Below are 25,970 nucleotides of genomic sequence, written 5' to 3'. Positions count from 1 at the left end.
TTTCGGGTCAACCACTTGTGGAACGTTTGAGCATTCAGGAGCACAAAATCTGGTATCAGGCCGTGTGGCGGAGGGTTCCCGCGAAAGCCTGGCGGTCTGCCCGCTTCATCAGGCTCTCTCCGATAAGGAATCGCCGGATGCCGAAGGTCCGAAGCCGACGGATGTGTTCGGGATCGGAAATTCCGCTTTCGGAGATAAAATGCCGGTCGGCCGGCAGCCGGGGCGCGAGGCGTTCGCTGGTGCCGAGATCGGTCACCATCCGCTTCAGGTCGCGGTTATTTACGCCCACGAGCGGGGAGGGAAGACGCAGGGCCCGATCAAGCTCCGCCTCATCATGGGTTTCTACAAGCACATCCATGTTCAGCTCGAACGCCGTGCGGGTCAGTTCTGCTGCGCAGACGTCGTCCACAGCGCTGAGGATGACGAGAATGCAGTCCGCCCCGTGTGCGCGCGATTCGACAATCTGGACCGGGTCAATCATGAAGTCCTTGCGCAGCATCGGCAAGGCAACCGCCATGCGGATCGCCGCGAAGTCATCAAGCGTGCCGCCGAAACTCGGCCCGTCTGTGAGCACCGAGAGGCAGGCTGCCCCGCCGAGCTCATAATCGCGCGCTATCGCGGCCGCATCGGCACCTGGGAGAATTTCCCCGGCGCTGGGCGACTTGCGCTTGATCTCGCAGATCAGAGCATTCTGGTCCGCCGCGACGACGGCGGACAGGGCGGTCGCGAACCCGCGCGGTGCGGCCTGGGCTTTTGCATCGGCAAGCAGGCTGGATGCGGAACGCTCGCGCTTCAGCGCGCGGACTTCATCGGACTTGTAGTCGAGAATGCGATCGAGGGCGGTGCTCATAGGCTGTCCTCTCCCTGTGAAACGCGGCGGAGCGTGCTCAACGTGTCGCGCGCTTTGCCGGTATCGATGGCGGCTGCGGCAAGTGCAGTGCCCTGCGCCAGGTCGGCAGCGAGGCCCAGGACATACAGGCCAGCCGACGCATTGAGCAACACCATGTCACGGAACGGACCGGCATGTCCGTCAAACAGCTCCTGGATCGCGCGCGCGTTTCCGGCCACATCGGTGCCCTCCAGCGTCGACAGCGGATGTGTACGCAGGCCGGCAGCTGACGGCTCGACCATGAACTCGCGCAATCCGGCGGCGGTGACCTCACACACTTTTGTGGGTCCGGAGATCGAGATTTCGTCCACGCCGTCAACCCCGTGAACGACCCAAGACTTGCTTGTGCCGAGTTCACCAAGGGCTTCGGCGACGGGGCGCACCCATTCGGGGCCGAACACGCCCAGCACCTGGTGCTGCGCGCCGGCGGGGTTGGTCAGGGGACCAAGCAGGTTGAAGATCGTCCGTATGCCGAGTTTCATGCGCACCGGCGCAACATGACGCATGGCGCTATGATGCAACCTGGCAAACATGAATCCGACACCGGCCTTGTTGACGCAGTCCCGCAATGTCGCTTCATCGACTTCGAGGTTGACGCCCAGCGCCTCCAGCACATCAGCTGAACCCGTCTTCGGGGGCACCGAGCGGTTGCCATGCTTGGCCACGCGTCCGCCGGCCGCTGCAATGACAATAGCGCTGGCGGTCGAGGTGTTCAGGCTTTTCCAGGTCAGGCCGCCAGTGCCGCAGGTATCGAGAAGCTTGCCGTCTATATGAACCTTGCGGGCGTGGCGCCTCATGATCTTCGCGCCGGCGACGAGTTCGCTGGCTGTTTCTCCCCGGACAGCAAGGCCCATCAGGAAGGCGCCAATCTCTTCGGGCGCAGCCTCGCCGGAAAGCAGCACTTCGAAAGCCCGCTCCAGCAGGTCCACCGGCAGGGCTTCGCCGCGCGCAATCGCTTTCAGAGACGAGGAAAGTGCACCGTCCGTCATGTCTTGATCTGCGACAGGAAGTTCTTGAGAAGCGCGTGCCCGTGCTCGGTCAGAATGCTTTCGGGGTGGAATTGAACCCCGAAGATCGGACGCGTGCGATGGTGCAGCGCCATGATCTCGCCATCCTCCGTATACGCATCCGCGACTAACGCCTCGGGCAAAGTCGAAGGCTGCACCGCAAGCGAATGGTAGCGCACGACGGAGAACTCCGTGGGCAGGCCCTCGAACAGTGTGCCGCCTGTGTGCAAGATACGGGATAGTTTGCCGTGGCGAATTTCGCGTGCGCCAACAACGTCGCCGCCGAATGCCTGGCCGATGGCCTGGTGACCAAGGCACACCCCGAGGATAGGTAGCGTCTCGGGCGCCTTGCGAAGCAACTCGAGACAGATGCCAGCTTCGTTGGGTGTGCAAGGTCCGGGGGAGAGCAGCACGGCATCCGGCTTCAGTGCGAGCGCAGCGTCTGCGGTCAACTCGTCGTTGCGGATGACGTGCGTTCGGCTGCCCAGTTCCTCAAGGTAGTGAACGAGGTTCCAGGTAAAGCTGTCATAATTGTCGATCACCAGGATCATTGGTCAAACTCGTAAGCGGCTGACAGCTCAGCGGCGCGCCGCAGGGCTCCGGACTTGTGCACGGTCTCGTCATACTCGTACTGCGGCACGGAATCGAGCACGACGCCGCCACCGGCTTGGATATGAATCTGCCCATCCTTGATGACGGCCGTTCTCAGCGCGATGCAAGTGTCGAGATCGCCGTTCCAGCCGAAATAGCCGACGGCACCGCCATAGATCCCGCGCCGGGACGTTTCGACCTCGTTGATTATCTGCATCGCGCGGATCTTGGGTGCGCCGGAGACCGTGCCCGCTGGAAACCCCGCAAGCAGGGCGTCGACTGCATCGAGGCCCTCGCGCAGGTCGCCTTCCACATGGCTGACAATGTGCATGACGTGACTATAGCGCTCCACGACGAACCGCTCGGTGACCGTCACGCTGCCATAGGCGGCGACGCGGCCAACATCATTGCGGCCCAGGTCCAGCAGCATCAGGTGTTCGGCTCGTTCCTTCGGATCGGCCAGCAGATCATCTGCTCGGCGCGCATCTTCCTCCGGGTCTCCAGAGCGCGGACGGGTGCCGGCGATGGGGCGGATGGCGACGCGCCCATCGCGCACCCGCACCAGGATTTCCGGGCTGGAGCCCACGAGGCAAACGCTGCCGAGGTTCATGTGGAACATGAAGGCTGAAGGGTTCAGTCGGCGCAGTGCACGGTAGAAGCTGATGGGTTTGCGTTTGAAGGGCGCAGAGAAGCGCTGGCTTGGGACGACTTGGAAAATGTCGCCGGCCTTGATGTAATCGCGGCAGGTCTCTACGATCTCGAAATAACGCGATTGCGTCGTGTCGGAGTGCAGCGTAACCGCCTCCGCGGCGCCTTCCTTCGGGGGGAGGGATGCGAGGCGCTCAAGGCGGCGTTCCACATCGTCGAGCAGCGCTTCAACCGAAGCGGCGTCTTCTCCCTCCTGGCGGCCCACGAGCAGAAGCTCCTGATACAGATGATCGAAGATCACGACGACTTGCGGCACCAGCAGCAAGGCTTCCGGTACGCCGAGCACATCCGGTTTGGTAATGGCAACCGGCTCGACATACTGGATCATGTCATAGCCGAGGTAGCCGAACGCGCCGGACGCCATGGGCGGAATGCCTGCAGGTGCCTCCGCACGGGCGGCAGTTACGAACCGCCGGAGGGCCTCGATCGGAGTGCCGGTTTCGGCAACGGCGTCGGAAAAATCGGAGCTTTGGCTGATTTCAGCCACACCGTTCAGGATGCGGAACCAACGACCCGGCTCGATTCCGATAAAGGAGTACCGGCCAAGACGTTCACCGCCGGCAATCGATTCGAACAGAAAACTGCCCGGAAGTTCAGCGCCGAGCTTGAGCATGGCCCCCACCGGCGTCTCGATATCTCCAATCCGCCGCCGGATGATTAGCCGCGCGGTCATTGGGGTTCCGAAATCGTCCGCTTGTAAGCTTCCAGCGACGCTTCGTTGGTCCGGACTTTCATCGATTTCGTGATTTCCGCCTGAAGTGCCTGGACAAGGTCTTGGCCGAGCGCCGTCGTTGTGGCGGTGGAAATCTCGGTGCCGAGGCCGGCGCGCGCGGACTCGCTTGGCGGCTCAATAGTGTCGACCTTCAGGATCACGTAGCTGTTTGGTGCGCCGGTGGCGAGGTTTACGACCTGGCCAAGCTGCGTGCTGAACATGGCCTGCTGGATCGGCCCCGGAATGCCGAACTGCCCGGCAGTCGCCCGCGTGACAGACTGCGGGAAGGTTTCAACCGGTGACCCCGCTGCAGCTGCGGCTTGCTCGAAGGTCGTCGTGCCCGAACCGATACTTTCCACGAGACCGTTGACGGCGGCGAGCGCCGCGCTGTTGCGGCGCTCGGCGGTGAGCATAGCGCGCACGTCGTCATCGATGTCTTCAAAGGCCGGGGTGAAGGGCGCAATAATCTCGCGTGTCGAGGCAATGAAGATCGCATTCGGTGTATCGAAGCGGCTGGTGAGTTCGCCTTGTCCAAGGCGGAAAGCCTGTGCCATGGCATCCTTCGCCTCACCCAGAAGGCTGAACTGTTGTCCTTGGTCCGTGACGCCATTGGTATCAACCGGCGCAAAGCTCATGACCGGAAGCTTCAGTTCTTCAGCAATCTTTTCAAGGTCGAATCCGGCTGAAACGACTTCATCGAGGCGTTCCATCTTCTCATTCATCAGAACCTGGGCGCGCTCGCCGGCGAGTTCGTCGCGGATCACGCCCGCCACTTCCTCGATAGGTTTCACAGCGCCCGGCTGAACCGATATCAGCCGTGCAACCATCCATTGTCCGTTCACTTCGCGCGGACCGAACATTGCGCCGCTCTGCCTGCCCGCACCGAACATTGCATCGCGCAACGCGTCGTCATCCACTTCAGCGGCGCGGCTGGTCTTGAGGACATTGGACGTTGCGCCGCGAACGGTATTAAGATCTCCGCCGCCGGCCAGCAGTCCGAATGCCGTACGCGCCGCGTCCCGGTCTGCGAAAAGAAGTTCTGCATAGGTCCGTTGATCGGGGTCCGAAAAGCGCTCCGACTTGGTCGCTTCGTAAATTGTGGCGATCTCCTGATCAGTCACTTCGACTTCACCCAGAAAATCTTCCGCCGACATCCTCAGCAGGTCTATGCTGCGCCGTTCGGGTTGCTTCAGCTGCTCGAGGTTGGCGTCATAGTAGGCGCGCACCTCTTCCGGTGTCGGGTCAGCGAGCTGCGCGCCCTTCAGAGCATCAAACAGGAACCACGACACGTTGCGCGCTTCCCCGAAGTAGAGGATCTGCAGATCGCTCAGCACCTTCGGCGCAATGACAGCCGAGGTCGCAGCGTTCTGCATCGTCTGGATCATAAGATCGTCGCCGATCTGCTCTTCAAACTCGCTCAAGGTGAAGCCGAGCTGCTGAAGGCGCTGTCGCAACAGGTTCGGGTCAAGTTCTCCGCTCAGCGGGTTCTGGAACGCCTCGATCGAGCGCGTTTCGGCAAGAACCGCGTCGGTGGACGGTGCAATGCCGAGACTGGCGCCATAGCCAAGCGCCGTGATGCGAGCGGTTTCGGAGGCATAGATCTGGTCGATCAGGCCGTTCTGGAGGGCTTCTGTCTTGGTGACCGGCGTTTCAGATGTCTGGTTCATGTTGCGCAGGACGCTCTCGACCCGCCGATCAAGATCACTCGGATCGAAGCCGCGCGAGCCGGCTTGCGCAATGTTTGCGCCCAGTCCGCCGCGAACCAGGTTGAAGATCGAATCGACGCCCCAGAACGCCATGCCAATGATAATGATCATGACGACGACTTTGCCGAAGATCGAGTTCGTCAGCCGTTTCATCAGCGCAAGCATGGTGGGCGTCTCTTTGGAATGGGTTTGCCGGTTGGCTCACAGCTTGCTAGGCGACCGACCGGTTACTTGCAAGATAGGGAACGCGGCATGAACCGGAAGCTGATCGCTGGAAACTGGAAGATGAACGGCCTGCGCGCAGACCTGCCGACAATACGGGAGGTTGCCACTGCGGCAGGGGCTTCTCTCGGGGGCCCGGACGTTCTTTTGTGCGTGCCGGCGACCCTGCTTTCTGAAGCCGCCCGGGAAGCTGCGGGGTCCGCCCTGTCGGTGGGAGGCCAGACTTGTCATCCGGCTGAAAAAGGCGCGTTTACGGGGGATATCTCGGCCAGAATGTTGCGCGAACTGGGCGCTAACTATGTGATCGTCGGCCATTCGGAGCGCCGCACCGGGCACGGCGAGACCGACGAGATTGTGGCATCGCAGGCCCGTGCGGCGGTTAATGCCGGGCTGACCCCGATTTTATGCATCGGCGAAACGCTGGCCGAACGGACTGCCGGAGAGACACTAAAGGTCATCGAAGGGCAGCTCGCCGGGTCCCTGTCCGGCCTCGATTCTGCCGCCAGCTTAGTCCTCGCCTACGAACCGCTTTGGGCCATCGGCACCGGAAAGGTCGCTACCGCCGGCCAAATAGCCGAGGTCCACGCCTTTATCCGCAAATTCCTGGTTTCGCGCTACGGCGACGCCGGAACCGGCGTCCGAATCCTGTATGGCGGCAGCCTGAACCCGGGAAATGCTGCCGAAATCCTGCCTATTCCCAACGTAGATGGCGGACTTATCGGTGGTGCAAGCTTGAAGGCGGGCGACTTTCTCGCCATCTACACGACGGCGCGGGCACTGACTGTGTGAACGCCCGGCTTGGCGAATGCCCGTAAGCGGGATAAGCGAGCGCGAAATCCCTAAGCAGCCGGGTCCGATCCATGCAGAACGTCATTCTCGCCATCCACATTCTCGCCTGTCTGGCGATGATCGGGCTTGTCCTTGTCCAGAAATCGGAGGGCGGCGGCCTTGGAATCGGGGGGGGCGGTGCGAACTCGCTTATGTCGGGGCGAGGTGCAGCAGGCGCTATAGTGCGCACCACGATCATCATCGGCGGCATTTTCTTCGCTACCAGCCTGGCGCTGACCTCGATCGCGAACCGTTCGGCCGACAAACAGTCCGGCCTAGAACGCGTGCTGGAAGAGACCGCCCCGCTGGCGCCGGCCGGTGAGCCGATCGACCTGTTCGACCCCAGCGTCGATCCGCTTGCAAACGAGAATTTGCCGGCGCCGGAGCCCACAACGACTGACGTGGTCGATCCGACCGCCGCGATCTCCCCTCCGGCCGCCACCCCTGGAGCCGCCCCGGCCTCGGAAACGGCGCCTCAGCCTGCCCCTGAACCTGCCCCGGCAGAGACCAATCCCCAGTAATTTTGGCTGAATCGCGTCTTGGCGGGCAGCCGCATGCGCGAATCGTTGCAAGAGTGTGATCCCATGATCCGCTATATTTTCATTACGGGCGGCGTGGTGTCTTCATTGGGCAAGGGGATCGCTTCGGCGGCCTTGGGCGCCTTGTTGCAGTCACGCGGATATGGCGTGCGCCTGCGCAAGCTGGACCCCTACCTTAACGTCGATCCGGGGACGATGAGCCCGCGTCAGCACGGCGAAGTATTCGTAACCGATGACGGGGCGGAGACCGACCTCGACCTCGGCCACTACGAACGTTTTACCGGCGTCTCTGCCCGCCAGTCGGACAACATCACGACCGGCCGCATCTATTCGAACATCATCGAACGCGAACGCCGTGGCGATTACCTGGGCGCGACCATCCAGGTCATCCCGCACGTCACCAACGAGATAAAATCCTTCGTTCTGAACGATCCGGGGCAGGGGGTTGATTTCGTCCTTTGCGAGATCGGCGGCACGGTCGGTGACATCGAGGGCCTGCCCTTCTTCGAGGCTATTCGCCAACTCGGCCAGGAACTCGGTCCCCAACGCGCGGTGTTCATCCACCTGACGCTTTTGCCCTACATCCCGGCCGCCGGCGAAATGAAAACCAAGCCGACGCAGCACTCCGTCAAGGAACTCCGCTCGATCGGTATCCAGCCGCAGATCCTGCTGTGCCGCTGTGACCGCCCGATTCCGGAGAACGAAAAAGGCAAGATCGCCAGCTTCTGCAACGTGCGCCCTTCCAGCGTCATCGAAGCGCGCGATGTCGGTCACATCTATGACGTGCCGGTCGCCTATCACAATGAAGGCCTCGACACTGAAGTGCTCGCCCACTTTGGCATCGGCGACGCCCCCGCGCCCGACCTTTCGGCCTGGCAACGTATCGGCCACACCATCCGCAATCCGGACGGGGAAGTCTGTATTGGCCTCGTAGGCAAGTACACCGACGTTCCGGACGCTTACAAATCGGTGATGGAAGCCCTGAACCATGGCGGCCTCGCCAATCAGGTGAAGGTCGACATCCGATTGATCGATTCAGAGCGCTTCGATGATGAAGTTGCGCCGCTCGATATTCTCGAAGGGGTACACGGTATTCTCTTGCCCGGCGGTTTCGGTGAACGCGGCGCCCACGGCAAGATGCGCGCGGCGCGGTTTGCGCGTGAACGGAAGATCCCCTGTTTCGGCATCTGCTACGGCATGCAGCTGTCAGTCGTGGAGGCAGCCCGACACCTTGCAGGTATCAAGGACGCCTCAACCAGCGAGTTTGGCCCGACGAAGGAACCTGTTGTCGGCCTGATGGAAGAATGGACCAAGGGCAACGAAAAAGTCGTGCGCGACGCGAACACCGATCTCGGCGGCACGATGCGTCTCGGTGCCTATCCCGCGCGCCTCGCCGAAGGTAGTCTCGTCGCCAGCATCTATGGCACCAGTGAAATCTACGAGCGCCACCGGCACCGCTACGAGGTCAACACCAAGTACATCCCGGCGCTTGAGAAACAGGGCGTGTTGTTCTCCGGCATGTCGCCGGATGGCCGCCTGCCCGAAATCTTTGAGTTGAAGGATCATCCGTGGTTCATCGGTGTCCAGTTCCATCCGGAATTGCGCTCACGTCCGTTCGAACCGCACCCGCTGTTCGCCAGCTTCATCGGCGCCGCGATCCGTCAGTCCCGCCTCGTCTAGACTGCCGACGTCCGTGTCACCTGGAACTGGCCGACATTGATCCGGCCGTCACTGAACCCTGCTTCGCAATAGCTGAGATAAAAGTTCCACAGCCGGCGGAACTGCTCATCGAACCCGAGCGGCTGGATTTCGTCCCAGCGGTCATTGAAGGCCCGTGACCATTCACGGCAGGTGCGCGCATAGTCCTGCCCGAAATAGGCAACGCCATCATGGCGAAGTCCGGCTTCAGCGAGCTTTTCTTTCAGAACCTTCTCGCTGATCAGCATCCCACCCGGAAAAATGTGTTGCTGGATGAAGTCCACGCGGCGCCGGTAGCTGGGGAACAGGTCGTCGTCGATGGTGATGATCTGCAACGCCGCACGTGCACCTTCCTTCAGTGATGAGAACACTTTCGCGAAGTAACTGGGCCAGTAAGGCTCGCCGACCGCCTCGAACATCTCGATGGAAGCAACACCATCATAGGTGCCGACATGGTCGCGGTAATCCTCCAGGCGAATCTCAACACGGTCGCTCAGGCCATTCAAACGCATCCGCTCTTCAGCATAGGCCTTCTGCGCGGGTGAAATGGTGAGGCAGGTAACTCTGCTGCCCCGATGCTTCGCGGCATACTCGGCAAAGCCGCCCCATCCGCAGCCGATTTCCAGGATGTGAGAGCCCGGCCCGGCCTGTATGCGCTCACAGATTTCCTTGTACTTGTGCATCTGCCCATGCTGCAGGGATTGGTTGGGACTTTCGAAATAAGCAGAAGAATAAGTCATGCTCGGGTCCAGCCATTTTCCGTAGAAGGCATTCCCGAGATCGTAGTGCGCCATGATGTTCTTGCGCGCACCCGCCTTCGAATTGCGCCGGCTGAACGCGTGCCGGAGCATGTTCATTGAACGGACGAATATGTTGCCGCGCGAGAGTTCTTTGGCAGCATCGAAGTTGGCCGAAAAAAAGCGCAGTACGGCTGTCAGGTCCGGCGTCGACCAGTCACCATCCATGTAGGACTCTGCGAATGCCACATCGCCGCCCGACAGCGCGCGGCCTACGAAACGGAAATTGTGCACATTGATCGTGGCGTCGGGGCCCTCACCCTCGTTCTGAAACCGAAGCCGCGTCCCGTTGGGCAGCACGAATGTCAGCGCGCCCTTGTGCGTACGTAGCAGCACCATGGCGCCAATGCGGAAGCTGGCGGGTACATCCTTGAGCTGGCGGATGGCTTGCGGCGTCGCGATAATGGGAGACGTCATGGGCGGGACTCCGGAGCAATGGCCGCACGGGCTTTGACCGAAACAGCAACGGTCGTCGTCCGTTCCGGTTTCAGGGGTTTCGAAAAATACTTTGCACCCCTTATCCAGAGCAGGAGAGCCTGCCAGTGAATGCCGAACGTGACGCCGAGTGTGGACATGGGGTTTTTCAGTGCGAGCGAGAGGAAATTTGAAGTTGTAGCCGGCAGCATACGTGCCTTGATGTTCGCCAGATGTGTCCGGCTGCCATCTTTGATGTTTTCCACCACGACATCGAGCGTAGAGGCGGGTTCGCGCAGCGTGAAGCGATACTGTCCGCTGACGTCGAAGAAGGGCGACACGTGGAAGGACTTATCCGCGAAATGCACGGACCGCTCGCCCTCCGCACGGGCGACATAACAGTGCCGCTCGCCGAAGGTATTGCGGACCTCGTAGATGATGCCCTCCAGGCTGCCGTTCTTTCCGAAGCCGTACCACAGTGAAAGGGGCGCAAACTTGTAGAAGAAGTGGCGCGGAAAGGTCACCAGCCGGATCATGCCGCCGTGCAGGCTGACACCTGCGGTCGCAAAGAGGTCGTCCGCCCATGCTCGCAAACCGGTGGTGCGCTCCGGGCCTCCATGGTCGGCCTCATGAAACGAGAAAAGGCCCGTACGATTGACAGCAAAGAGGCGTGACATGCGGCCTGCTTCTTCAAGCCGGTCGATGTCGACATCGATCAGGACGAGCGCGTAGCGAAATTCCCGTTCAAACGGGAAAAAGCGCTTGTGCAGCGTCTGGCCTGACCAGAGCCTTAGCGGCGGTGAACTCAAGCAGATACCTCGGCTTTCGCTTCTGGTCCCGAAGTGTTGCGCCGCGGCGCCACGATGTCCACGCCTTTTGCGTTCCAAGGAACCGATCCACCCAGCGACAGGGCGGGTGAAAGGCCGGATTTCAGCCCGTCTTCGTGGAATCCGCGGCCCATCCATGCTCCGGCAAACCATAGACCATCCTGCCCCTGGACCCGCTTGAGCGAGCGAACTGCCGCCTCGGCAGCTGCATCGAACTGCGGATGGTCGAAGGCATACTGGTGGAACGTCAGTTCCGGCGCGGGCGGCGTTTCAGGGTTGAGCGTGATGAACACCGGCTTCTTGGGATCAATGCCCTGAAGACGGTTCATCCAATAGGTCAGGCAGATGTCGCCGTTGGTCTGCTTGATCACATTCCAGCTTGCCCAGGCGGCCCTGCGCGATGGCATCAATGCCGGGTCGCGGTGCAGGTAGATCGTGTTCGGACGATACTTTACCGAACGCAGGAGGAAGGCGGGGTCCTCATAGTCGCGTTCGACAAGCTGCAACGCCTGGTCCGAGTGGCAGGCAAGGATGACATTGTCGAATAGTTCCGTTGTTCCGTTTGCCTGAACAACGGCGATCTTATCCCCGAAGGGGTGCACGCGCACGACAACAGAATCAGTACGCACGCGGCTGCCAAGCGCGTCGGCGACTTTCGAGACATAGTTCCGGCTGCCGCCGCTGACCGTGCGCCATTTCGGGCGCTCCTTATGCATCAAGCGGTGGTTGTCAAAAAACTGGAAGAAGCTGAGTGCGGGATAGTCGAGCATCCGGTCTTCAGGAGTGGACCAGATCGCTGCACCCATCGGCAAGACGTAGTTCTCGCGAAACGCTGCATCGAAGCCATGTCGGTCGAGCCAGGCGCCCAGGGTCGTATCCCTGATCGCATCGTTCGCTAGATCCGAGCGCGCAATGTCGTTGAACCGGAGGATCGTCTGCCAGAACCGATGGAAACGCGGGCTAAGGAAGTTTCGTTTCTGCGCGAAGATGCCTCCCAGCGTCGATGCCCATGTCCAACCCGCAGGGTCAGACACCGCAAAGCTCATGTCGGAGGCTTCAGTCTCTACGCCGAGCGCTTCGAAGAAGCCGATCAGGTTCGGATAGTTCAGCCCGTTATAGACAATGAAACCGAGATCGACGTTGAGCGCTGTGCCGTCGTAATCGAAAGTGTGCGTGCAGGCATGCCCGCCAAGACGGCCGTCCTGCTCGAACACGGTGACGTCCGCGCTGTCCCGCAGCGCCCAGGCGGCGCCAAGTCCCGAAATTCCGGATCCGACGATCGCGATCCTGTTCATTCAGCGCCCTGCTCCTGTCTGGTCTGTTTATAGGCGTCGAGCGCGCGCTGGCGTGCGGCGGCGTGCTCGACGATGGGTTTGGGATAGTTCTTTCTCAGTTCAACACCGGCCTCTTTCAGCACCAGCGCGGGTGCTTCAAAGGGCGCATGCAAGAACTTGTCAGGCACTTTTGCGAGTTCCGGAACCCAGCGGCGCACATAAGCGCCCGTCTCGTCAAACTTGCTGCCTTGCGTGATCGGATTGAATACGCGGAAATAAGGTGCAGCGTCAGCGCCGCTTCCTGCCGTCCATTGCCAGCTTGCCGCGTTGGCGGCGGGGTCAGCGTCCACGAGCGTGTCCCAGAACCATTGCTCGCCCGCCTGCCAGGGTAGCAGCAGGTGCTTGGTCAGGAAGGAGGCAACAATCATCCGTACACGGTTATGCATCCAGCCGGTATGCCAGAGCTGGCGCATACCGGCGTCCACGACCGGATATCCCGTCATCCCCTGCTGCCATGCCCTCAGCGCCGCACGGTCTTTACGCCAAGGCATCTGGTCGAAGGACGGATTGTAGTTTTTTCTGGCGAGTTCGGGATTGAACGTCAGCAGCACGTGAGAGAACTCACGCCAGGCGATCTCCGACAGAAAAACCATGCCCGAACGTTCGTTGATGCGGCCGGCTTCGATCCCCTCTTTCACTGCGCGCCAGATTTGCGCCGGTCCGATCTCGCCAAACCGTAGATGGGGCGACAGGCGCGAGGTGGACACAACCAGATCCGGCCGGTTGCGGTTGTCGGCATAGTGATCAACGGGGCCGTCGAGAAAATCCTCTAGCAAGCCTCGTGCACTTTGTTCGCCGGGCTTCCAAACTTTCGACATGCCGCCGGACCAGTCCGGCGCTGAAGGATGCAGCCCCCAGTCTGCGAGCTGCTCGCCCGCCAGTTTCCGCCCGCTGATCCGCTTCGGGGCGGACAAGGCCTTGGCCGGCACGTAAGCGGCCTGCAGCGCCCGCCAGAAGGGGGTGAAAACCTTGTAGTAGCCGCCAGCGCCTGTCTTGAGCTGCCAAGGCTCCATCAGCAGCCGCGCATTGAAGCTTTCGGCGGAGATCCCCGCCGACTTGAGAGCTGCTTTAACATCCGCATCCACGGACTTTTCGGGCTCGCTGTAGCGCCGATTCCAGACCACGCTTTGGGCGCCGGTTTCGGCCACGATATCGAGCAGGACCTGTTTCGGATGCCCCGTCCTGAGGACCAGATAGCCCCCGGCCGCTTCCAGTGACGCCGCCAGCGCTTTCAGGCTCTTGTCCAGCCACCAGAGCGCTGCACCGCCCAAGGGGCGCGCTGAAGCCACGCCGGTTTCGCGGATGTAGAGACAGATCACCGGCCCGCCGCCTGCAAGAGCGGCTGTCAGAGCTGGGTTGTCGGTTAGCCGCAGGTCCTCGCGGAACCAGGCAATGACAGGCGGCGGGGAGGGCATGATAGGTGGGCAATCCTGCTTTCAGCTCTACAACGATACGGCAGGGTTTGCGGATTGGATCAATCCACCCTGCTAGGCCGCACTTTCAACAGGCAGCGGGGGCCGCTATACCCCCGGTCGAGTAAAGGGAAAGCGCCGGATGCAGCCTGCCCGCCTTCGCCAGATCATGGAAAATGCGCGGGCTCAGCGCGTCCTTTGCGTGGGCGATGTCATGCTGGACCGGTTCGTCTACGGCGTGGTCAGCCGTATTTCGCCCGAAGCCCCCGTCCCGGTCCTGCGCCAGACCCGCGCCGTCAGCATGCCCGGCGGCGCCGCAAACGTCGCCCGCAACCTGGCGTCACTCGGCCTCCTGCCCGTCATTATTGGCGCTGTCGGCACGGATGAAGCCGGCATCGAGCTCAATGAGCTTCTCGAACATTCGCCAGGTATTTCGGCGCGCCTCGTCCCGCTCAAGGGGCGCCCGACCACTCTTAAGACCCGCCTCGTCGCCGGCGGCCAGCAGCTGCTTCGCCTCGATGCCGAGGAAAGCGGCGCGCCGGACGCCGCGAGCGAACGCGTCATCATCTCTGCCATCGAAGAAACCTTGCCGTCGGTCGCCGCCGTTCTGGTGTCCGATTATGCCAAGGGCCTCGTCACCGACGCGGTGATGACGGCCATTGTCAACGCCGCCGCCGTTTACGACATCCCGGTGATCGTTGACCCAAAGGGCCGTGACTTTGCCCGCTACGGCGCTGTCGACATTCTGAAGCCCAATGCCGGCGAGCTCGGCCTCGCGGTGGGGCTTCCGACCGAAACGACCGGACAGATCGAGGACGCACTCGCCACGGCACGCCGAACGCTACCCGCCAAAGCTGTCGTCGTAACCCGGGCTGCGCAAGGCATGTCCTACATTTCCACCAGCGGCGCGCATGGCCACGTCACCGGCAAGGCGCGCGAAGTGTTTGACGTCTCCGGCGCCGGCGACACGAGCCTCGCTGCTCTCGCTGCGGCCGTCGTGGCGGGGGCGAGCCTCGATGAAGCAGTGAACGTCGCGATCATCGCCTCGGGTATTGCCGTCGGCAAGTCCGGAACCGCCACGGTTTCGGCGCCTGAAATGGTCGACTCGCTCGAGTTACCTCATTGGTCCCATAAAGCCGGGACGCTATCGGTGGATGCGATGGTTGGGCAGATCGAGCGCTGGCGGGAAGGGGGGCTCAGGATCGGTTTCACCAACGGCGTGTTCGATATCCTGCATCCGGGACATGTCCGTGTGCTCGAAGAATCGCGCAGTCGGTGTGACCGTCTTGTCGTCGGCCTCAATTCCGACGCCTCCGTGAAGCGCCTGAAGGGCTCGGAGCGCCCGGTGAATTCCGAGCAGGCCCGCGCCCAGGTCCTGTGCGGCCTGTCGGCCGTCGACGGGGTCGTAATCTTTGAAGAGGACACGCCGCTGGACCTTGTCGCCGCTTTGTTGCCCGACGTCCTGATCAAGGGCGGGGACTATACGCGTGAAACCATTGTGGGCGCGGATCTGGTCGAGGCGCGCGGTGGGGAAGTCGTCATCATTCCCCTGGTGCCGGGCCAATCCACCACGTCGATCATCGCTCGCTCACGGAGCGGAGCTTGAGTCAGGCCTCTCAGACCGCCGCCGCGCTGTGGCGCCAGTACGGTGAAGATGCATTGGTCATCGCCACGCTGCGCGCGGCCGAAGTTGCCGCCATGGGCGACGTCGAAGCACTGGCTTACTGGGATGAAGTCGCGGCTCATTTGTCCGGAGAGGCGCCAGAACCGTCGCAGACAAACTAGGGCAGGGGCCCTGCCCCCGCCTTTCAGTTGGTGGAGTGCTTCTTCAATTCGTAAGTGCCGCGGCCCGTCAGGTCGAACCATTCCGGAATGTCCGGATGGCTCAGCGGCAGGTCGGAATCATCGGCCAGAAGGTTTTGTTCAGACACATAGGCGATGTAGTGCGTCCGGTCGTTCTCGGCGAAGAGATGATAAAACGGCTGGTCCTTGCTGGGGCGGACTTCTTCCGGGATAGATTCGTACCATTCGTCGGTATTGGCGAATTGCGGATCCACGTCAAAAATGACGCCCCGGAACGCAAAAACCCGGTGGCGAACGACCTGCCCGATCTGGAATTTGGCAATGTGCTTGGAAACCGAGCCGTAGTGATAGCGCTCGTCGACCTTCTCGGTCAGTACGAGCGGTTCCCGCTTGCCCTGCTTCGATCCCCCGAACAGAGCGCGCAACCAAGCCGCAGGTCCACGTCTACTGGTCATTTTCAGCTCCTATGATAGAGCATGCCTCAAGTTTGAGTTTCGGGCCACACCATGGCTGACAAAAAAGATGGAACTGGCGGCCGCAAGCGCGGACCGCCCGGTTCTCAAAGGGGAAAACCGCTCTATGCCGCGGTCGACCTCGGCACGAACAACTGCCGGCTGCTGGTCGCGGAACCCCGCGGCCAGTCCTTCCGCGTGGTTGATTCTTATTCGCAGATCGCCCGTCTGGGCGAAGGCTTGCACGAATCCGGGAGGCTGTCCGATGCGGCGGTCGAGCGCGCGCTGAGTGCCCTGCATGCCATCCGCAACAAGCTTAAAATCCACGGCGTAGGCCGGGTTCGCTGCATTGCTACGGAAGCCTGCCGAAAAGCCTCGAACGGCGAGGAGTTCATCCGCCGGGTTCAAGCTGAAACAGGTCTGACCTTTAAGGTGATCGGCGCCAAGGAAGAGGCCCGCCTCGCCACCATCGGCTGCTATGACCTGATCGAGCCCGAAGCCCGGTCTGTGCTGGTCGTCGATGTCGGCGGTGGCTCCACCGAACTGTCCCACGTCGATGCCAGCGCCATCCGCTCCGGCGGGCTGGCAGGCATCCTGCGACAGGCCCCCATCGTCGACTGGACCAGCCTCAAGATCGGTGTCGTGACCCTGTCTGAAACCTTCGATCTCAACGACGAGGCCGCCGCCTGGCCGCAGATGCTGGAACATGCCCGGTCTGCGGTGCGAACCTGGCCGGCGCTTGACCGAGTTGTTGAGCGGCTTGCGGCCGATGATGGCCACCTGATCGGCACGTCCGGTACCGTGACCTGCCTCGCCGGCGTCCACCTCAAGCTTGACCGCTACCGGCGTGACAAGGTCGACGGCAGCTGGCTCTCCCGACACGATGGCCACGCTACAATGAACCGGCTGCGCGAACTCGGCGTTTCCGGCCGGGCCAAACTGCCCACCATCGGCGAAGAACGCGCGCCGCTGATGCTCGCGGGGTGCGCGATTATGGAAGCGGTCTGGGAAGTCTTCGACGCCCATAAACTGCGCGTCGCTGATCGCGGTCTGCGCGAAGGCGTTCTATTGTCGATGATGCATGGTCAACGCCCTCAGCGCCGCCGGCGCCCGAAACGGTCAGGCCCCAGAACAGCCCCCGCAGGAGTCGGCGATGTCGGATGATGAAAAGCGGCGCTGGAAAGGCCCGACCGGCGAGCGGGTGGGCTCCGGCCGGCGCACGACCGAGCGCAAGGTCATCGCCCGTAACGCGAAGACAGAAAGCTCCAAGCGCTGGATCGAACGCCAGTTGCAGGATCCCTATGTCCGCAAGGCCAAGGAGGCCGGATACCGCTCCCGCGCGGCCTACAAGCTACTCGAGATTGACGAAGAGGCTGGCATCCTGAAGCGCGGCCAGCGCGTCATTGACCTCGGCTGCGCACCGGGAGGCTGGATACAGGTGGTGCTGCACAAAGGCGCGGCAGAAGTTGTCGGGATCGACCTTCTCCCCGTCGAGACAGTCGACGGCGCCACGATCTTCGAAGGCGACGTCAACAATCCGGAAGATGTCGCGAAAGTCCTCGCCGCGCTCAGCGGCCCGCCTGATCTGGTGTTGTCAGACATGGCCGCCAACACTACCGGTCACAAGCAGACGGACCACCTGCGGACCGTCGCGCTTGTCGAACTCGCCGTCGATTTCGCAATCGCTCATCTGGCGCCTGGTGGTACCTTCTGTTCGAAAGTGTTTCAGGGCGGCGCGACGCGTGACGTGCTCGAAAGCCTTCGGAAGAATTTCCGTACTGTGAAACACATCAAGCCACCCGCCAGCCGTGCAGGCAGTCCGGAAATCTTCGTGGTGGCCAAAGGATTCAAGGGCGCAAAGCCCGCCAAGGGAGGGACAGAATGAAGATCACCGGAGGATGTTACTGCGGCGCGGTTCGCTATGAAGCGAACGGAGATGCGATCATGAAGGCGCGCTGCCATTGCCGCGAATGCCAGTTCTTCACCGGGGGTGAAGGCAATGATTTCATTGCCATGCCAATCTCCGGTTTCAGTTTCACCAAGGGCGAGCCGAAGTCTTACACCCGCCCGGAATTGAAAGGCGCTGCCACGCGCCAGTTCTGCCCGGATTGCGGCACACCCCTGCTGACGAAATCTCCCGCCTTGTCGATTGCTGTCATTCTGAAGGTCGGCTCATTGGACGATCCGAAACTGTTCGAAGGTCCGCAGGTGATCCTGCAAACTGCCGACGCGCAGCCCTTTCATCACATACCGGACGGTGTGCCGGCTTTCGCCAGGTTCCCCGGATGAAAAGCATTGCAGTTGCCGTCCTGTTGCTGTTCGCCGTGGCCTGTTCGAACGAGACGCCGCCCGAGCAGCCACCGGTCGAACAGCAGCCCGCAGAGCAGGTCGCCGCCAAACCCGATGCGTCCGGCGAACCGGATTACGCACGCATCGAGCTGGCTGCCCCGCAAGCTACCGCCGAAGAGCGCGCTTCCTGCGAAGCGGTTGGCGGCACGATCCTGCCCAGCGGCAAGCTGCAGTGGGAAAACTGCGTACAAATTTTTGCCGACGCGGGAAAAGCCTGCGCCGGCGAGGCCGATTGTATCGGTGAGTGCCGCTATGAAGCCGAAGGCGAACACGTTCCGGACACGGAAGTCATCGGCACCTGCCAGACGACAGACGCCCGCTTCGGCTGTCGCACTGTGGTCGAAGGTGGCAAGATCGCGCACACGCTGTGTGTCGACTAATTAGCGCCTTCATAGGTACAGTTTCTGCACGGGCCAGAGGACAGATCTGACATGAAATTCCTAGTGCCGATTGTGGCGGGGTTTGCCGTTGCGGGCTGCGCCTGGTTCCATCCGCCCGCCGCGCCCGAAGTCGAGGCGGTCGCCCCTGCGGCCTACTACCAGCATGTCGGTGTTGCGGGCGAAGTTGCATCGCCCGCCGAGCGTGCGGCGTGCAAAGCCGCTGGCGGAGAGATCAGCCGCGAAGGACTTCGCGGTTGGGAACACTGCGTGCAGACTTACCCGGATGCCGGAAAGACTTGCTCCGATCACGACGATTGCCTCGGCACATGCCGGTATGACGGTCCTTCCGCGCCACCTGGCTCAAAGGTGACGGGCGCCTGCCAGGTGCGTGACGTGGCTTTCGGTTGCTACACGCTCGTTGAAAAAGGCAAGCTCGGCTACGCGATTTGCGCCGACTGAATTGCCTGCATTACAGCAGGTGCGCCTCTGCTTCATCACGGTGCTTTTTCAAATAGCGCATGAACGGCGTGCCGCCCGTGCCGACGTCCGGATCGTTGCCGGCCGCGGTCGAGGCCTGACGGTTGATGTACGTCGCCGCGTATTCGAGATGGCGCGTACGGAAGCGCGCGAGCTTGCGAATGTTATCATTATAGAGCTCGCGCATCGCCGAATTGCCGTGCGACTGCACGAAGCTGCGCAGCACGCTCTGCGCACGCAGGTCGTCGATGAAGCGCCGGTGATGCGGGGGCCGGTAGACGTGAAGTTCATCGAGGAATGCGCGAAGGGGATCGCCCGCATGACTTATGCCCAGCAGCGCATCCATTGCCGGCACGATCGAGGATTGCGAACCCGTCTGCCCGCGAAAGGCCTGCGGCCTGCCGCCAGTCTCGTTGACGCCTTCGTAGATCAACCCTTCGCCCAGCGCCGGATTGTCTTTCCAGCCATGGATCCACGGCCGCACGCGGTGGAAGTAGACATACGGATCGCAGCGCTCCGGCATACGGTCAAAGATTGCATTCACGTCGTCCCACACTGAACTCATCACACCCAGTGCGCGCTCGACTTCCGCAGGACTTCCCGCCTTCGCCGCGTCGACAATCTTTGTCGCTTCCAGCAGCATCTCGCCGGCGCGCGCCTCGATGGCGACGTGCACGAGGATGAACCAGGCTTCGTCCATGCCGCCTTCGAAATGTTGCAGCGTATGGATATTCGAAAGGTCGATCGGCCCCTGCCCGTCAAACCGGCTCCAGTTCTCAAGGGTGTAGCTGGAATAGGGGAGGAGAGGGGGTTGGCCGATGGCCCTGCCGATCTGCCAGATCGGAACGGCAAGGCAGGCCGGCAGGGCTATGGGTGCTTCGGGCTCACCCCAGACATAGGCCTGCACCATGAAGCTGTAGTGGAGCATGGCGATGCGCAGTTCGGCGTCGCTCGCGCTCGCACAGAAGTCCGTCAGGTCCAGTCTGGGAAGCGTTTCGAGGAAGCTGCGCACGCGGCCGGTCGGGATCAGTTCCGGCAGGCGAAGGGCCATTTCGCGGGCCGGCTGCAGGTGGGCGGGCAGGGCCACGCCGGCCGGGTCAAAGCCCGCCAGGAAGCCGCGCTGCGCACTCAATCCATAATCTGACAAGTTCATCAAGGTTCCTCCCCAGGACACGATGGTTACAGATGCAACTAATACCGACTCTATCGAGTGCGCCGCACAGCCTGTCAAAGCGGCTCTGCAGAAGGGGGCCGGCGCGCCGGGGAAGGGGGCTTCACAAGCCTGCCCGACTCCCTTACTAGGCCAAAAAGGGAGCTCCCCACATGAAAATCCGACAAGCGATCACCTTCGACGACGTGCTCCTGCAGCCCGGCGCGAGCGAGGTCCTGCCCGCAGAAGTCGACGTTTCGACCTTCCTGACGAAGGCGATCCCTCTGAACATCCCCCTGCTCTCGGCGGCCATGGATACGGTCACCGAGGCGCGCCTCGCCATCGCCATGGCCCAGTCTGGCGGCATCGGCGTGATTCACCGTAACCTGTCGATTGAGCAGCAGGCCGGCGAAGTGGCCATGGTGAAAAAATACGAGAGCGGCGTGGTAATGAACCCCGTCACCATCGCCCCGACGGCCAGCCTCGGTGAACTGCGTGAGCTGAAACAGCGCACGCGCTTTTCCGGTATCCCGGTCGTCGAGAAGAACGGCAAGGTCGTCGGGATCGTCACCAACCGCGACACACGTTTTGCGGAAGACGCGAACGAGAAAGTCGCAAGCTTGATGACGCGCGAAGTCGTCACCGTGAAGATGGATACACCCATCGAAGAAGCTCGCCGCCTCCTCCACAAGCACCGGATCGAACGCCTGGTGATCGTTGACGAGAGCGGACGCTGCATTGGCTTGCTGACCGTAAAGGACATGGACAAGGCATCGCTGAACCCCTTTGCCGCGAAAGACCCCGCAGGACGCCTGCGCGTAGCCGCCGCTTCGACGGTGGGTGATGCAGGCTTCGAGCGCACAGAGGCGCTGATTGCCGCCGGCGCGGACGTTGTCGTTATCGACACGGCGCACGGCCATTCGAAAGCGGTCGCGGACGCTGTCCTGCGCGCCAAGAAAATTTCGAATGCTGTGCAGATCATTGCGGGTAATGTCGCGACGGCCGAAGCCACGCGCGCGCTCATCGATGCAGGCGCTGACGCGGTGAAGGTAGGTATTGGACCCGGCTCCATTTGCACCACGCGGATCGTGGCGGGTGTCGGCGTGCCTCAGCTGACTGCGATCGAGGATTGCGCGAACGCCGCAGCCGCATCCGGCATTCCGATCATCGCGGATGGCGGCATCAAGTTCTCTGGCGACTTTGCCAAGGCGCTCGCGGCCGGGGCGTCTACTGCCATGATGGGATCGATGTTCGCCGGCACCGAAGAGAGCCCCGGCGAAGTGTTCCTGTACCAGGGCCGCTCGTACAAGGCCTATCGCGGCATGGGCTCTCTCGGCGCGATGGCGCGCGGCTCAGCCGACCGCTACTTCCAGAAGGATGCCGCAGCCGACAAGCTCGTACCGGAAGGTATCGAGGGGCAGGTGCCCTACAAGGGCGCGCTCGGCCCGATCATCCACCAGATGGTCGGCGGCCTGCGCGCCGCGATGGGCTATGTCGGCGCCCGCACGATTGCGGAACTGCACGCGAAAGCGCAGTTCGTGCAGATCACCGGGGCAGGGCTCCAGGAGAGCCATGTGCACGACGTGATGATGACGCGAGAGTCGCCGAACTATTCACTGCCCAGAGGCTGACGCGGCTCACGCCACATTGCCTCCAGCGGCGGCCCGCCGGGCCCCGGTTCGAAAAGTTTCATCCGCTCGAAGCCGTGGCTGACATAGAAACCGGTATTCGCCGGGTTCGAGTTTTCGAGATAGCAGGGCAGGGAGATCCGGTCGGCCGCGTCCAGCATCGGCCGGATCAGTTTCTTGCCAAGGCCCTGCCCCCTCGCCGCCTTCCGCGTGGCGATGGTGAACAGATACATGTGCGGCGCTTTCGGATGCTCGCGCGCCATCGCTTCGCCCGCGCCCAGCCCGCGCTTCGCGGCACCCTTTTCACCTTTCGTCATCAGCGACCAAACCAGCCGCATTGTCTGCAGGTTGTTCAATTCGCGGCTCTGCGCCGAATGCGCCCACATGGTCGCGCCTGTATCGCCGTGGATATGGCATATGCCGCGCGGTAGGTAGACGCTGCGAGCCAATTCACCGAACACCGGCGGCATGGTTTGCGTATTGCCGAAAATCCAGAGATTTACGGGGTCCTGTGCAAAGCCTTCGCCGGTGATGCTGCCCAGCTTTTTCCAGTCCTGCGCTGCGGCGGGCCGTACACCTTCGGGAAGCGAGATGTCCATCGAGTGATCCTTACGCAGCCGGTGGTGCAAAGCCTTCGAGTAGCACGATATCCGCGGTGGAGGCGGCGAAACGGTGCTGCACGAGGTCCTGATAGGCTGGCGAGGCGTACCAGGCTTTCATCACCGTCTTGGAGGGGAATTCCAGCAACACGGTACGCGTGCAGCGCCATTCGCCCTCGATCACCTCAGGCGCTTCGTCAACGGAGAGCAGCTTTCCCCCGAACGGCGTGAACGCAGCCATAAACCCGGCGCCATATCTGGCATAGGTCTCGGGGTCGGTGATGGTCAGTTTTGCAACGACAAACGCGGGCATGGCACGGAGCTTTCCAACAGTCTTGTGACTGTAAGATTTGGAATATTGCAGTGTCCAATGGTTTCATTGCGGGTCCGGCGCGGTTATGGCGTGCATGAAAGCCAGTGAAGAGGACCCAGCATGCGCACAGGCGGCAAAATCACCGCAGCCATCGAGGTCCTGCGCGACGTGCTGGAGCGCCACCAACCGCTGAAGATCGCCCTTCGCGACTGGGGCAAGCGCGCCCGTTACGCCGGCTCCAAGGACCGAGCATGGGTCTCCGGCCTGGTGCTAGACGCGCTGCGCAGGCGCAACTCAATCGCGCACCATATGGGCCACGGGGATTCCCGCGCCCTGATCCTCGGCGCGCTGCGCATCGCGTGGGACTGGAACGCGCGGGACATCGAGGAAGCCTGCTACGACGATCATGGGCCCACACCGCTTACCAATGACGAGCGCAGCCGACTGATCCTGGCGCCGGACCCATCGGCGGCCGCGCACGTGCAGGGCGACTATCCGGAATGGATGACACCCCACATGCAACGCGTGTTCGGCCCCGAAGCGGTGATCGAAGCGCAGACGATGGCCGTACGGGCAGACGTGGACCTGCGTGTGAACACGTTGAAGGCCGACGCTGAGAAGGCGGCGCTGCCGCTCAAGTCCGTGAAGGCCGAGCCGTCGCGCCTGCTGAAGAACGCCTACCATATCCCGGCGCGTGACCCGACGGAGCGTGAGGACAGCATCGAGGGTATCCCGGCTTTCTCCAAGGGCTGGGTTGAGGTGCAGGACGCCGGCAGTCAGATCGCGGCGGCCGCGGCCTGCGCGAAGCCCGACCAGCAGGTCATGGACTATTGCGCGGGCGGCGGCGGCAAGACGCTTGCGCTGGCCGCGCAGATGGAAGGCCGCGGTCAGATCCACGCCTACGATATTGATGGCAAGCGGCTCTCCGCGCTTATTCCGCGCCTGAAACGCTCCGGTGCGCACAATGTGCACCTAGTGCACCCGAGCGAGGGCAACACGCTTGAGCCGCTCGTGGGGCAGATGGATCTCGTCTTCGTCGATGCGCCTTGCACTGGCACCGGCACATGGCGCCGGCGGCCGGATTCCAAATGGCGCGTCAAGCCCGCACAGCTGGAAAAGCGGATGCAGGACCAGCGGGAAATCCTCCAAGCCGCATCGACCTACGTGAAGCCGGGCGGCCGGTTGCTGTACGCGACCTGCAGCTTCCTGATAGAGGAAGATGAGGACAGGGTAGCCGAGTTCCTGGCCGGCGCGCCGCAATTCGTGGAGCGGGACGCGGCTGAGGCTGCCATCGCCTCCGGCGCGCTGACGACCTACGGTGCCGAGATCGTGCGCAAGTACCGTGGCCCGACGGGCAGCGTGCGCCTGACGCCGCGCCGGGCCGGCACAGACGGGTTTTTCTTCGCGCTGCTGGAGCGCCGCGCCTGAGCCGTCTGGACGAATCCCTGCACCTCGGCTACTGCGCCGCATGACCGAGACCCGCCACCAACGCGCCCTGATCGTCGACTTCGGCAGCCAGGTGACGCAGCTCATCGCCCGCCGTCTGCGCGAAAGCAGCGTCTATTGCGAAATTCATCCCTACAACAAGGTCGATGCGGCCTTCCTGAAGGCCTACGGACCGCAGGCGATCATCCTCTCGGGCGGTCCTTCGAGCGTGTACTGGGATGACGCGCCGATGGCCGATACGGCGGTCTTCGAGGCCGGCATTCCGGTTCTGGGCATCTGCTACGGCCAGCAAGTGATGATGCACCAGCTGGGCGGCCGGATCGAAGGGGGCACCAGCCGCGAGTTCGGCCGGGCCTTCATCGAGCGCGTAAAGCACGACCCGTTGCTAGACGGTCTGTTTGAGGGAGAGGAAGAACAGGTCTGGATGAGCCACGGCGATCACGTTGCCGAAATGGCGGCGGGCTTTGCCGTGATCGCGAAGTCGCCGGGCGCGCCCTATGCGGTGATCGCCGATCGCGCGCGGCGCTTCTATGGTACGCAGTTTCACCCGGAAGTCGTCCACACGACGCACGGCGCCAAGCTGCTGCGCAATTTCATTCACGGCGTCGCGGGCTTCACCGGCGACTGGACGATGGCCGCCTACAAAGCCGAAGCCATCGCGAAGATCCGCGAACAGGTCGGCAAAGGCCGGGTGATTTGCGGCCTCTCGGGCGGCGTCGATTCGTCCGTCGCCGCCGTTCTGATCCACGAGGCCATCGGCGACCAGCTGACATGTGTCTACGTCGACCATGGCCTCATGCGTGCCGGCGAAAGCGAGCAGGTGGTCGGCCTGTTCCGCGAGCACTACAACATTCCGCTTGTGCATGTGGATGCGTCGGAGCTTTTCCTTGGCCAGCTGGACGGCGTCACGGACCCGGAGAAGAAGCGCAAGATCATCGGCGGCCTATTCATCGATGTGTTTGACGAAGAAGCGAAAAAGATCGGCGGGGCAGACTTCCTCGCGCAGGGCACGCTTTATCCGGATGTCATAGAAAGCGTATCCGTCAGTGGCGGTCCGAGCATGACGATCAAGAGCCACCACAATGTGGGCGGTCTTCCTGCGCGCATGAAGATGAAGCTGGTCGAGCCGCTGCGCGAACTTTTCAAGGACGAAGTGCGCGCGCTGGGCCGCGAACTTGGCTTGCCGGATGCCTTCGTGGGCCGCCACCCGTTCCCGGGCCCCGGCCTCGCCATCCGCATCCCGGGAGCCATCACGCGCGAGAAAGCGGATACGCTTCGCAAGGCTGACGCGATCTATATCGATGAGATCAAGAAGGCGGGCCTCTATAACGAGATCTGGCAGGCCTTCAGCGTGCTGCTACCGGTCAACACCGTGGGTGTGATGGGAGACGTGCGCACCTACGAAGCCGTTCTCGCCCTGCGCGCAGTGACCAGCGTCGATGGCATGACCGCCGATTACTATCCCTACGACCACGCCTTTCTTGGCCGCGTGGCCACGCGCATCATCAACGAAGTGAAAGGCGTGAACCGCGTTGTTTACGACATCACGTCGAAGCCGCCCGGCACGATTGAGTGGGAATGATTTTTACCCCTCCGGCAGTATCCGTTTGTACGCCATAGAACTACCTAACTAGCTGAATAACAACAATAAACCTCGCATCGTCTATCACGATCTATCGAGGGGCAGCG

General features: G+C 62.2%; 26 protein-coding genes. 13 read left to right on the top strand and 13 right to left on the bottom strand.

Translation table 11 applies throughout. From position 1 onward, the window contains the following. Positions 1–55: 55 nt before the first annotated feature. The 5 genes from Q0C17_RS15715 to Q0C17_RS15695 are packed head-to-tail and all read right to left on the bottom strand — an operon-like array spanning position 56 to position 5,778. Positions 56–850, bottom strand: a complete 795-nt coding sequence (locus Q0C17_RS15715; protein WP_291208271.1) for an indole-3-glycerol phosphate synthase TrpC — start codon at positions 848–850, stop codon at positions 56–58. Next, complete coding sequence (gene trpD / locus Q0C17_RS15710) at positions 847–1,878, bottom strand: anthranilate phosphoribosyltransferase (RefSeq protein WP_291208269.1); 1,032 nt, start codon at positions 1,876–1,878, stop codon at positions 847–849. The genes Q0C17_RS15715 and trpD overlap by 4 nt, the downstream gene beginning before the upstream one ends. After that, complete coding sequence (locus Q0C17_RS15705; protein WP_291208267.1) at positions 1,875–2,447, bottom strand: aminodeoxychorismate/anthranilate synthase component II; 573 nt, start codon at positions 2,445–2,447, stop codon at positions 1,875–1,877. The genes trpD and Q0C17_RS15705 overlap by 4 nt, the downstream gene beginning before the upstream one ends. Beyond that, entirely contained in the window at positions 2,444–3,868 is a 1,425-nt protein-coding gene (gene trpE / locus Q0C17_RS15700) for an anthranilate synthase component I (protein ID WP_291208265.1), read from the bottom strand. The genes Q0C17_RS15705 and trpE overlap by 4 nt, the downstream gene beginning before the upstream one ends. After that, positions 3,865–5,778 carry a peptidylprolyl isomerase gene (locus Q0C17_RS15695; protein ID WP_291208263.1) on the bottom strand — a complete coding sequence of 638 codons (1,914 nt, stop codon included), beginning with the start codon at positions 5,776–5,778 and terminating at the stop codon, positions 3,865–3,867. Before Q0C17_RS15695 ends, trpE begins: the two co-directional genes overlap by 4 nt. 87 nt (positions 5,779–5,865) lie before the next feature. On the opposite strand from Q0C17_RS15695, the gene tpiA reads away from it, so the two are divergent. The 3 genes from tpiA to Q0C17_RS15680 all read left to right on the top strand — a co-directional run bounded on the left by tpiA (position 5,866) and on the right by Q0C17_RS15680 (position 8,882). Next, complete coding sequence (tpiA, locus tag Q0C17_RS15690; protein WP_291208261.1) at positions 5,866–6,624, top strand: triose-phosphate isomerase; 759 nt, start codon at positions 5,866–5,868, stop codon at positions 6,622–6,624. A gap of 71 nt (positions 6,625–6,695) precedes the next feature. Next, positions 6,696–7,184 carry a preprotein translocase subunit SecG gene (gene secG / locus Q0C17_RS15685; protein ID WP_291208259.1) on the top strand — a complete coding sequence of 163 codons (489 nt, stop codon included), beginning with the start codon at positions 6,696–6,698 and terminating at the stop codon, positions 7,182–7,184. 63 nt (positions 7,185–7,247) lie between these two features. Further along, entirely contained in the window at positions 7,248–8,882 is a 1,635-nt protein-coding gene (locus Q0C17_RS15680; protein ID WP_291208257.1) for a CTP synthase, read from the top strand. On the opposite strand, the gene Q0C17_RS15675 is transcribed toward Q0C17_RS15680, so the two are convergent. Genes Q0C17_RS15675 through Q0C17_RS15660 form a run of 4 tightly spaced genes read right to left on the bottom strand, consistent with a single transcriptional unit; the run spans position 8,879 to position 13,687 of the window. After that, positions 8,879–10,114, bottom strand: coding sequence for a cyclopropane-fatty-acyl-phospholipid synthase family protein (locus Q0C17_RS15675; protein WP_291208255.1), 1,236 nt, complete (start codon positions 10,112–10,114; stop codon positions 8,879–8,881). The two genes, Q0C17_RS15680 and Q0C17_RS15675, sit on opposite strands and share 4 nt — an antisense overlap. Beyond that, on the bottom strand, positions 10,111–10,920 hold the full coding sequence (locus Q0C17_RS15670; RefSeq protein WP_291208254.1) for a DUF1365 domain-containing protein: 810 nt from the start codon (positions 10,918–10,920) through the stop codon (positions 10,111–10,113). Before Q0C17_RS15670 ends, Q0C17_RS15675 begins: the two co-directional genes overlap by 4 nt. Beyond that, complete coding sequence (locus tag Q0C17_RS15665) at positions 10,917–12,233, bottom strand: FAD-dependent oxidoreductase (protein ID WP_291208252.1); 1,317 nt, start codon at positions 12,231–12,233, stop codon at positions 10,917–10,919. Before Q0C17_RS15665 ends, Q0C17_RS15670 begins: the two co-directional genes overlap by 4 nt. Beyond that, entirely contained in the window at positions 12,230–13,687 is a 1,458-nt protein-coding gene (locus Q0C17_RS15660; RefSeq protein ID WP_291208250.1) for a deoxyribodipyrimidine photo-lyase, read from the bottom strand. Before Q0C17_RS15660 ends, Q0C17_RS15665 begins: the two co-directional genes overlap by 4 nt. Before the next feature lie 139 nt (positions 13,688–13,826). Between Q0C17_RS15660 and rfaE2 the strand changes: the two genes are divergently transcribed. After that, positions 13,827–15,290, top strand: a complete 1,464-nt coding sequence (rfaE2, locus tag Q0C17_RS15655; RefSeq protein ID WP_291208248.1) for a D-glycero-beta-D-manno-heptose 1-phosphate adenylyltransferase — start codon at positions 13,827–13,829, stop codon at positions 15,288–15,290. After that, positions 15,287–15,469 carry a hypothetical protein gene (locus Q0C17_RS15650; RefSeq protein WP_291208246.1) on the top strand — a complete coding sequence of 61 codons (183 nt, stop codon included), beginning with the start codon at positions 15,287–15,289 and terminating at the stop codon, positions 15,467–15,469. Before rfaE2 ends, Q0C17_RS15650 begins: the two co-directional genes overlap by 4 nt. 23 nt (positions 15,470–15,492) lie before the next feature. Here the strand turns inward: Q0C17_RS15650 and hspQ are convergent, their stop codons facing one another. Continuing rightward, the gene (hspQ, locus tag Q0C17_RS15645) at positions 15,493–15,810 is read right to left on the bottom strand and encodes a heat shock protein HspQ (RefSeq protein WP_366914849.1); all 318 of its coding nucleotides are present in this window, start codon (positions 15,808–15,810) and stop codon (positions 15,493–15,495) included. A 183-nt stretch (positions 15,811–15,993) separates the two neighbouring features. Between hspQ and Q0C17_RS15640 the strand changes: the two genes are divergently transcribed. The 5 genes from Q0C17_RS15640 to Q0C17_RS15620 are packed head-to-tail and all read left to right on the top strand — an operon-like array spanning position 15,994 to position 19,127. Next, complete coding sequence (locus tag Q0C17_RS15640; RefSeq protein ID WP_291208242.1) at positions 15,994–17,103, top strand: Ppx/GppA phosphatase family protein; 1,110 nt, start codon at positions 15,994–15,996, stop codon at positions 17,101–17,103. Next, positions 17,093–17,824: an RlmE family RNA methyltransferase gene (locus Q0C17_RS15635; protein WP_291208240.1), complete on the top strand. Its 732-nt coding sequence runs from the start codon at positions 17,093–17,095 to the stop codon at positions 17,822–17,824. The genes Q0C17_RS15640 and Q0C17_RS15635 overlap by 11 nt, the downstream gene beginning before the upstream one ends. Next, positions 17,821–18,228 carry a GFA family protein gene (locus tag Q0C17_RS15630; RefSeq protein ID WP_291208238.1) on the top strand — a complete coding sequence of 136 codons (408 nt, stop codon included), beginning with the start codon at positions 17,821–17,823 and terminating at the stop codon, positions 18,226–18,228. The genes Q0C17_RS15635 and Q0C17_RS15630 overlap by 4 nt, the downstream gene beginning before the upstream one ends. Next, on the top strand, positions 18,225–18,668 hold the full coding sequence (locus Q0C17_RS15625) for a hypothetical protein (RefSeq protein WP_291208236.1): 444 nt from the start codon (positions 18,225–18,227) through the stop codon (positions 18,666–18,668). Before Q0C17_RS15630 ends, Q0C17_RS15625 begins: the two co-directional genes overlap by 4 nt. A gap of 51 nt (positions 18,669–18,719) precedes the next feature. Then, complete coding sequence (locus Q0C17_RS15620; RefSeq protein ID WP_291208234.1) at positions 18,720–19,127, top strand: hypothetical protein; 408 nt, start codon at positions 18,720–18,722, stop codon at positions 19,125–19,127. 10 nt (positions 19,128–19,137) lie between these two features. Here the strand turns inward: Q0C17_RS15620 and Q0C17_RS15615 are convergent, their stop codons facing one another. Beyond that, entirely contained in the window at positions 19,138–20,298 is a 1,161-nt protein-coding gene (locus tag Q0C17_RS15615; RefSeq protein ID WP_291208232.1) for an indoleamine 2,3-dioxygenase, read from the bottom strand. A gap of 170 nt (positions 20,299–20,468) precedes the next feature. Here Q0C17_RS15615 and guaB point away from each other — a divergent pair, with 170 nt between their 5' ends. Beyond that, positions 20,469–21,926 (top strand): IMP dehydrogenase, encoded by a 1,458-nt coding sequence (gene guaB, locus Q0C17_RS15610; RefSeq protein WP_291208230.1) that lies wholly within the window; start codon positions 20,469–20,471, stop codon positions 21,924–21,926. On the opposite strand, the gene Q0C17_RS15605 is transcribed toward guaB, so the two are convergent. Further along, a complete protein-coding gene (locus tag Q0C17_RS15605) occupies positions 21,905–22,522 on the bottom strand; it encodes a GNAT family N-acetyltransferase (RefSeq protein WP_291208228.1) in 618 nt (205 codons plus the stop codon). The genes guaB and Q0C17_RS15605 overlap by 22 nt on opposite strands. A gap of 10 nt (positions 22,523–22,532) precedes the next feature. Then, a complete protein-coding gene (locus tag Q0C17_RS15600; protein ID WP_291208226.1) occupies positions 22,533–22,835 on the bottom strand; it encodes a DUF1330 domain-containing protein in 303 nt (100 codons plus the stop codon). A 120-nt stretch (positions 22,836–22,955) separates the two neighbouring features. Between Q0C17_RS15600 and Q0C17_RS15595 the strand changes: the two genes are divergently transcribed. Further along, positions 22,956–24,263, top strand: coding sequence for an RsmB/NOP family class I SAM-dependent RNA methyltransferase (locus Q0C17_RS15595; protein ID WP_291208224.1), 1,308 nt, complete (start codon positions 22,956–22,958; stop codon positions 24,261–24,263). Between the two features lie 40 nt (positions 24,264–24,303). Further along, a complete protein-coding gene (gene guaA / locus Q0C17_RS15590; RefSeq protein WP_291208222.1) occupies positions 24,304–25,863 on the top strand; it encodes a glutamine-hydrolyzing GMP synthase in 1,560 nt (519 codons plus the stop codon). Positions 25,864–25,970 lie beyond the last annotated feature (107 nt).

The organism is Hyphomonas sp. (genome assembly GCF_022844445.1).
Lineage (GTDB): Bacteria > Pseudomonadota > Alphaproteobacteria > Caulobacterales > Hyphomonadaceae > Hyphomonas.
This window is presented reverse-complemented; position numbering and strand designations above follow the sequence as displayed.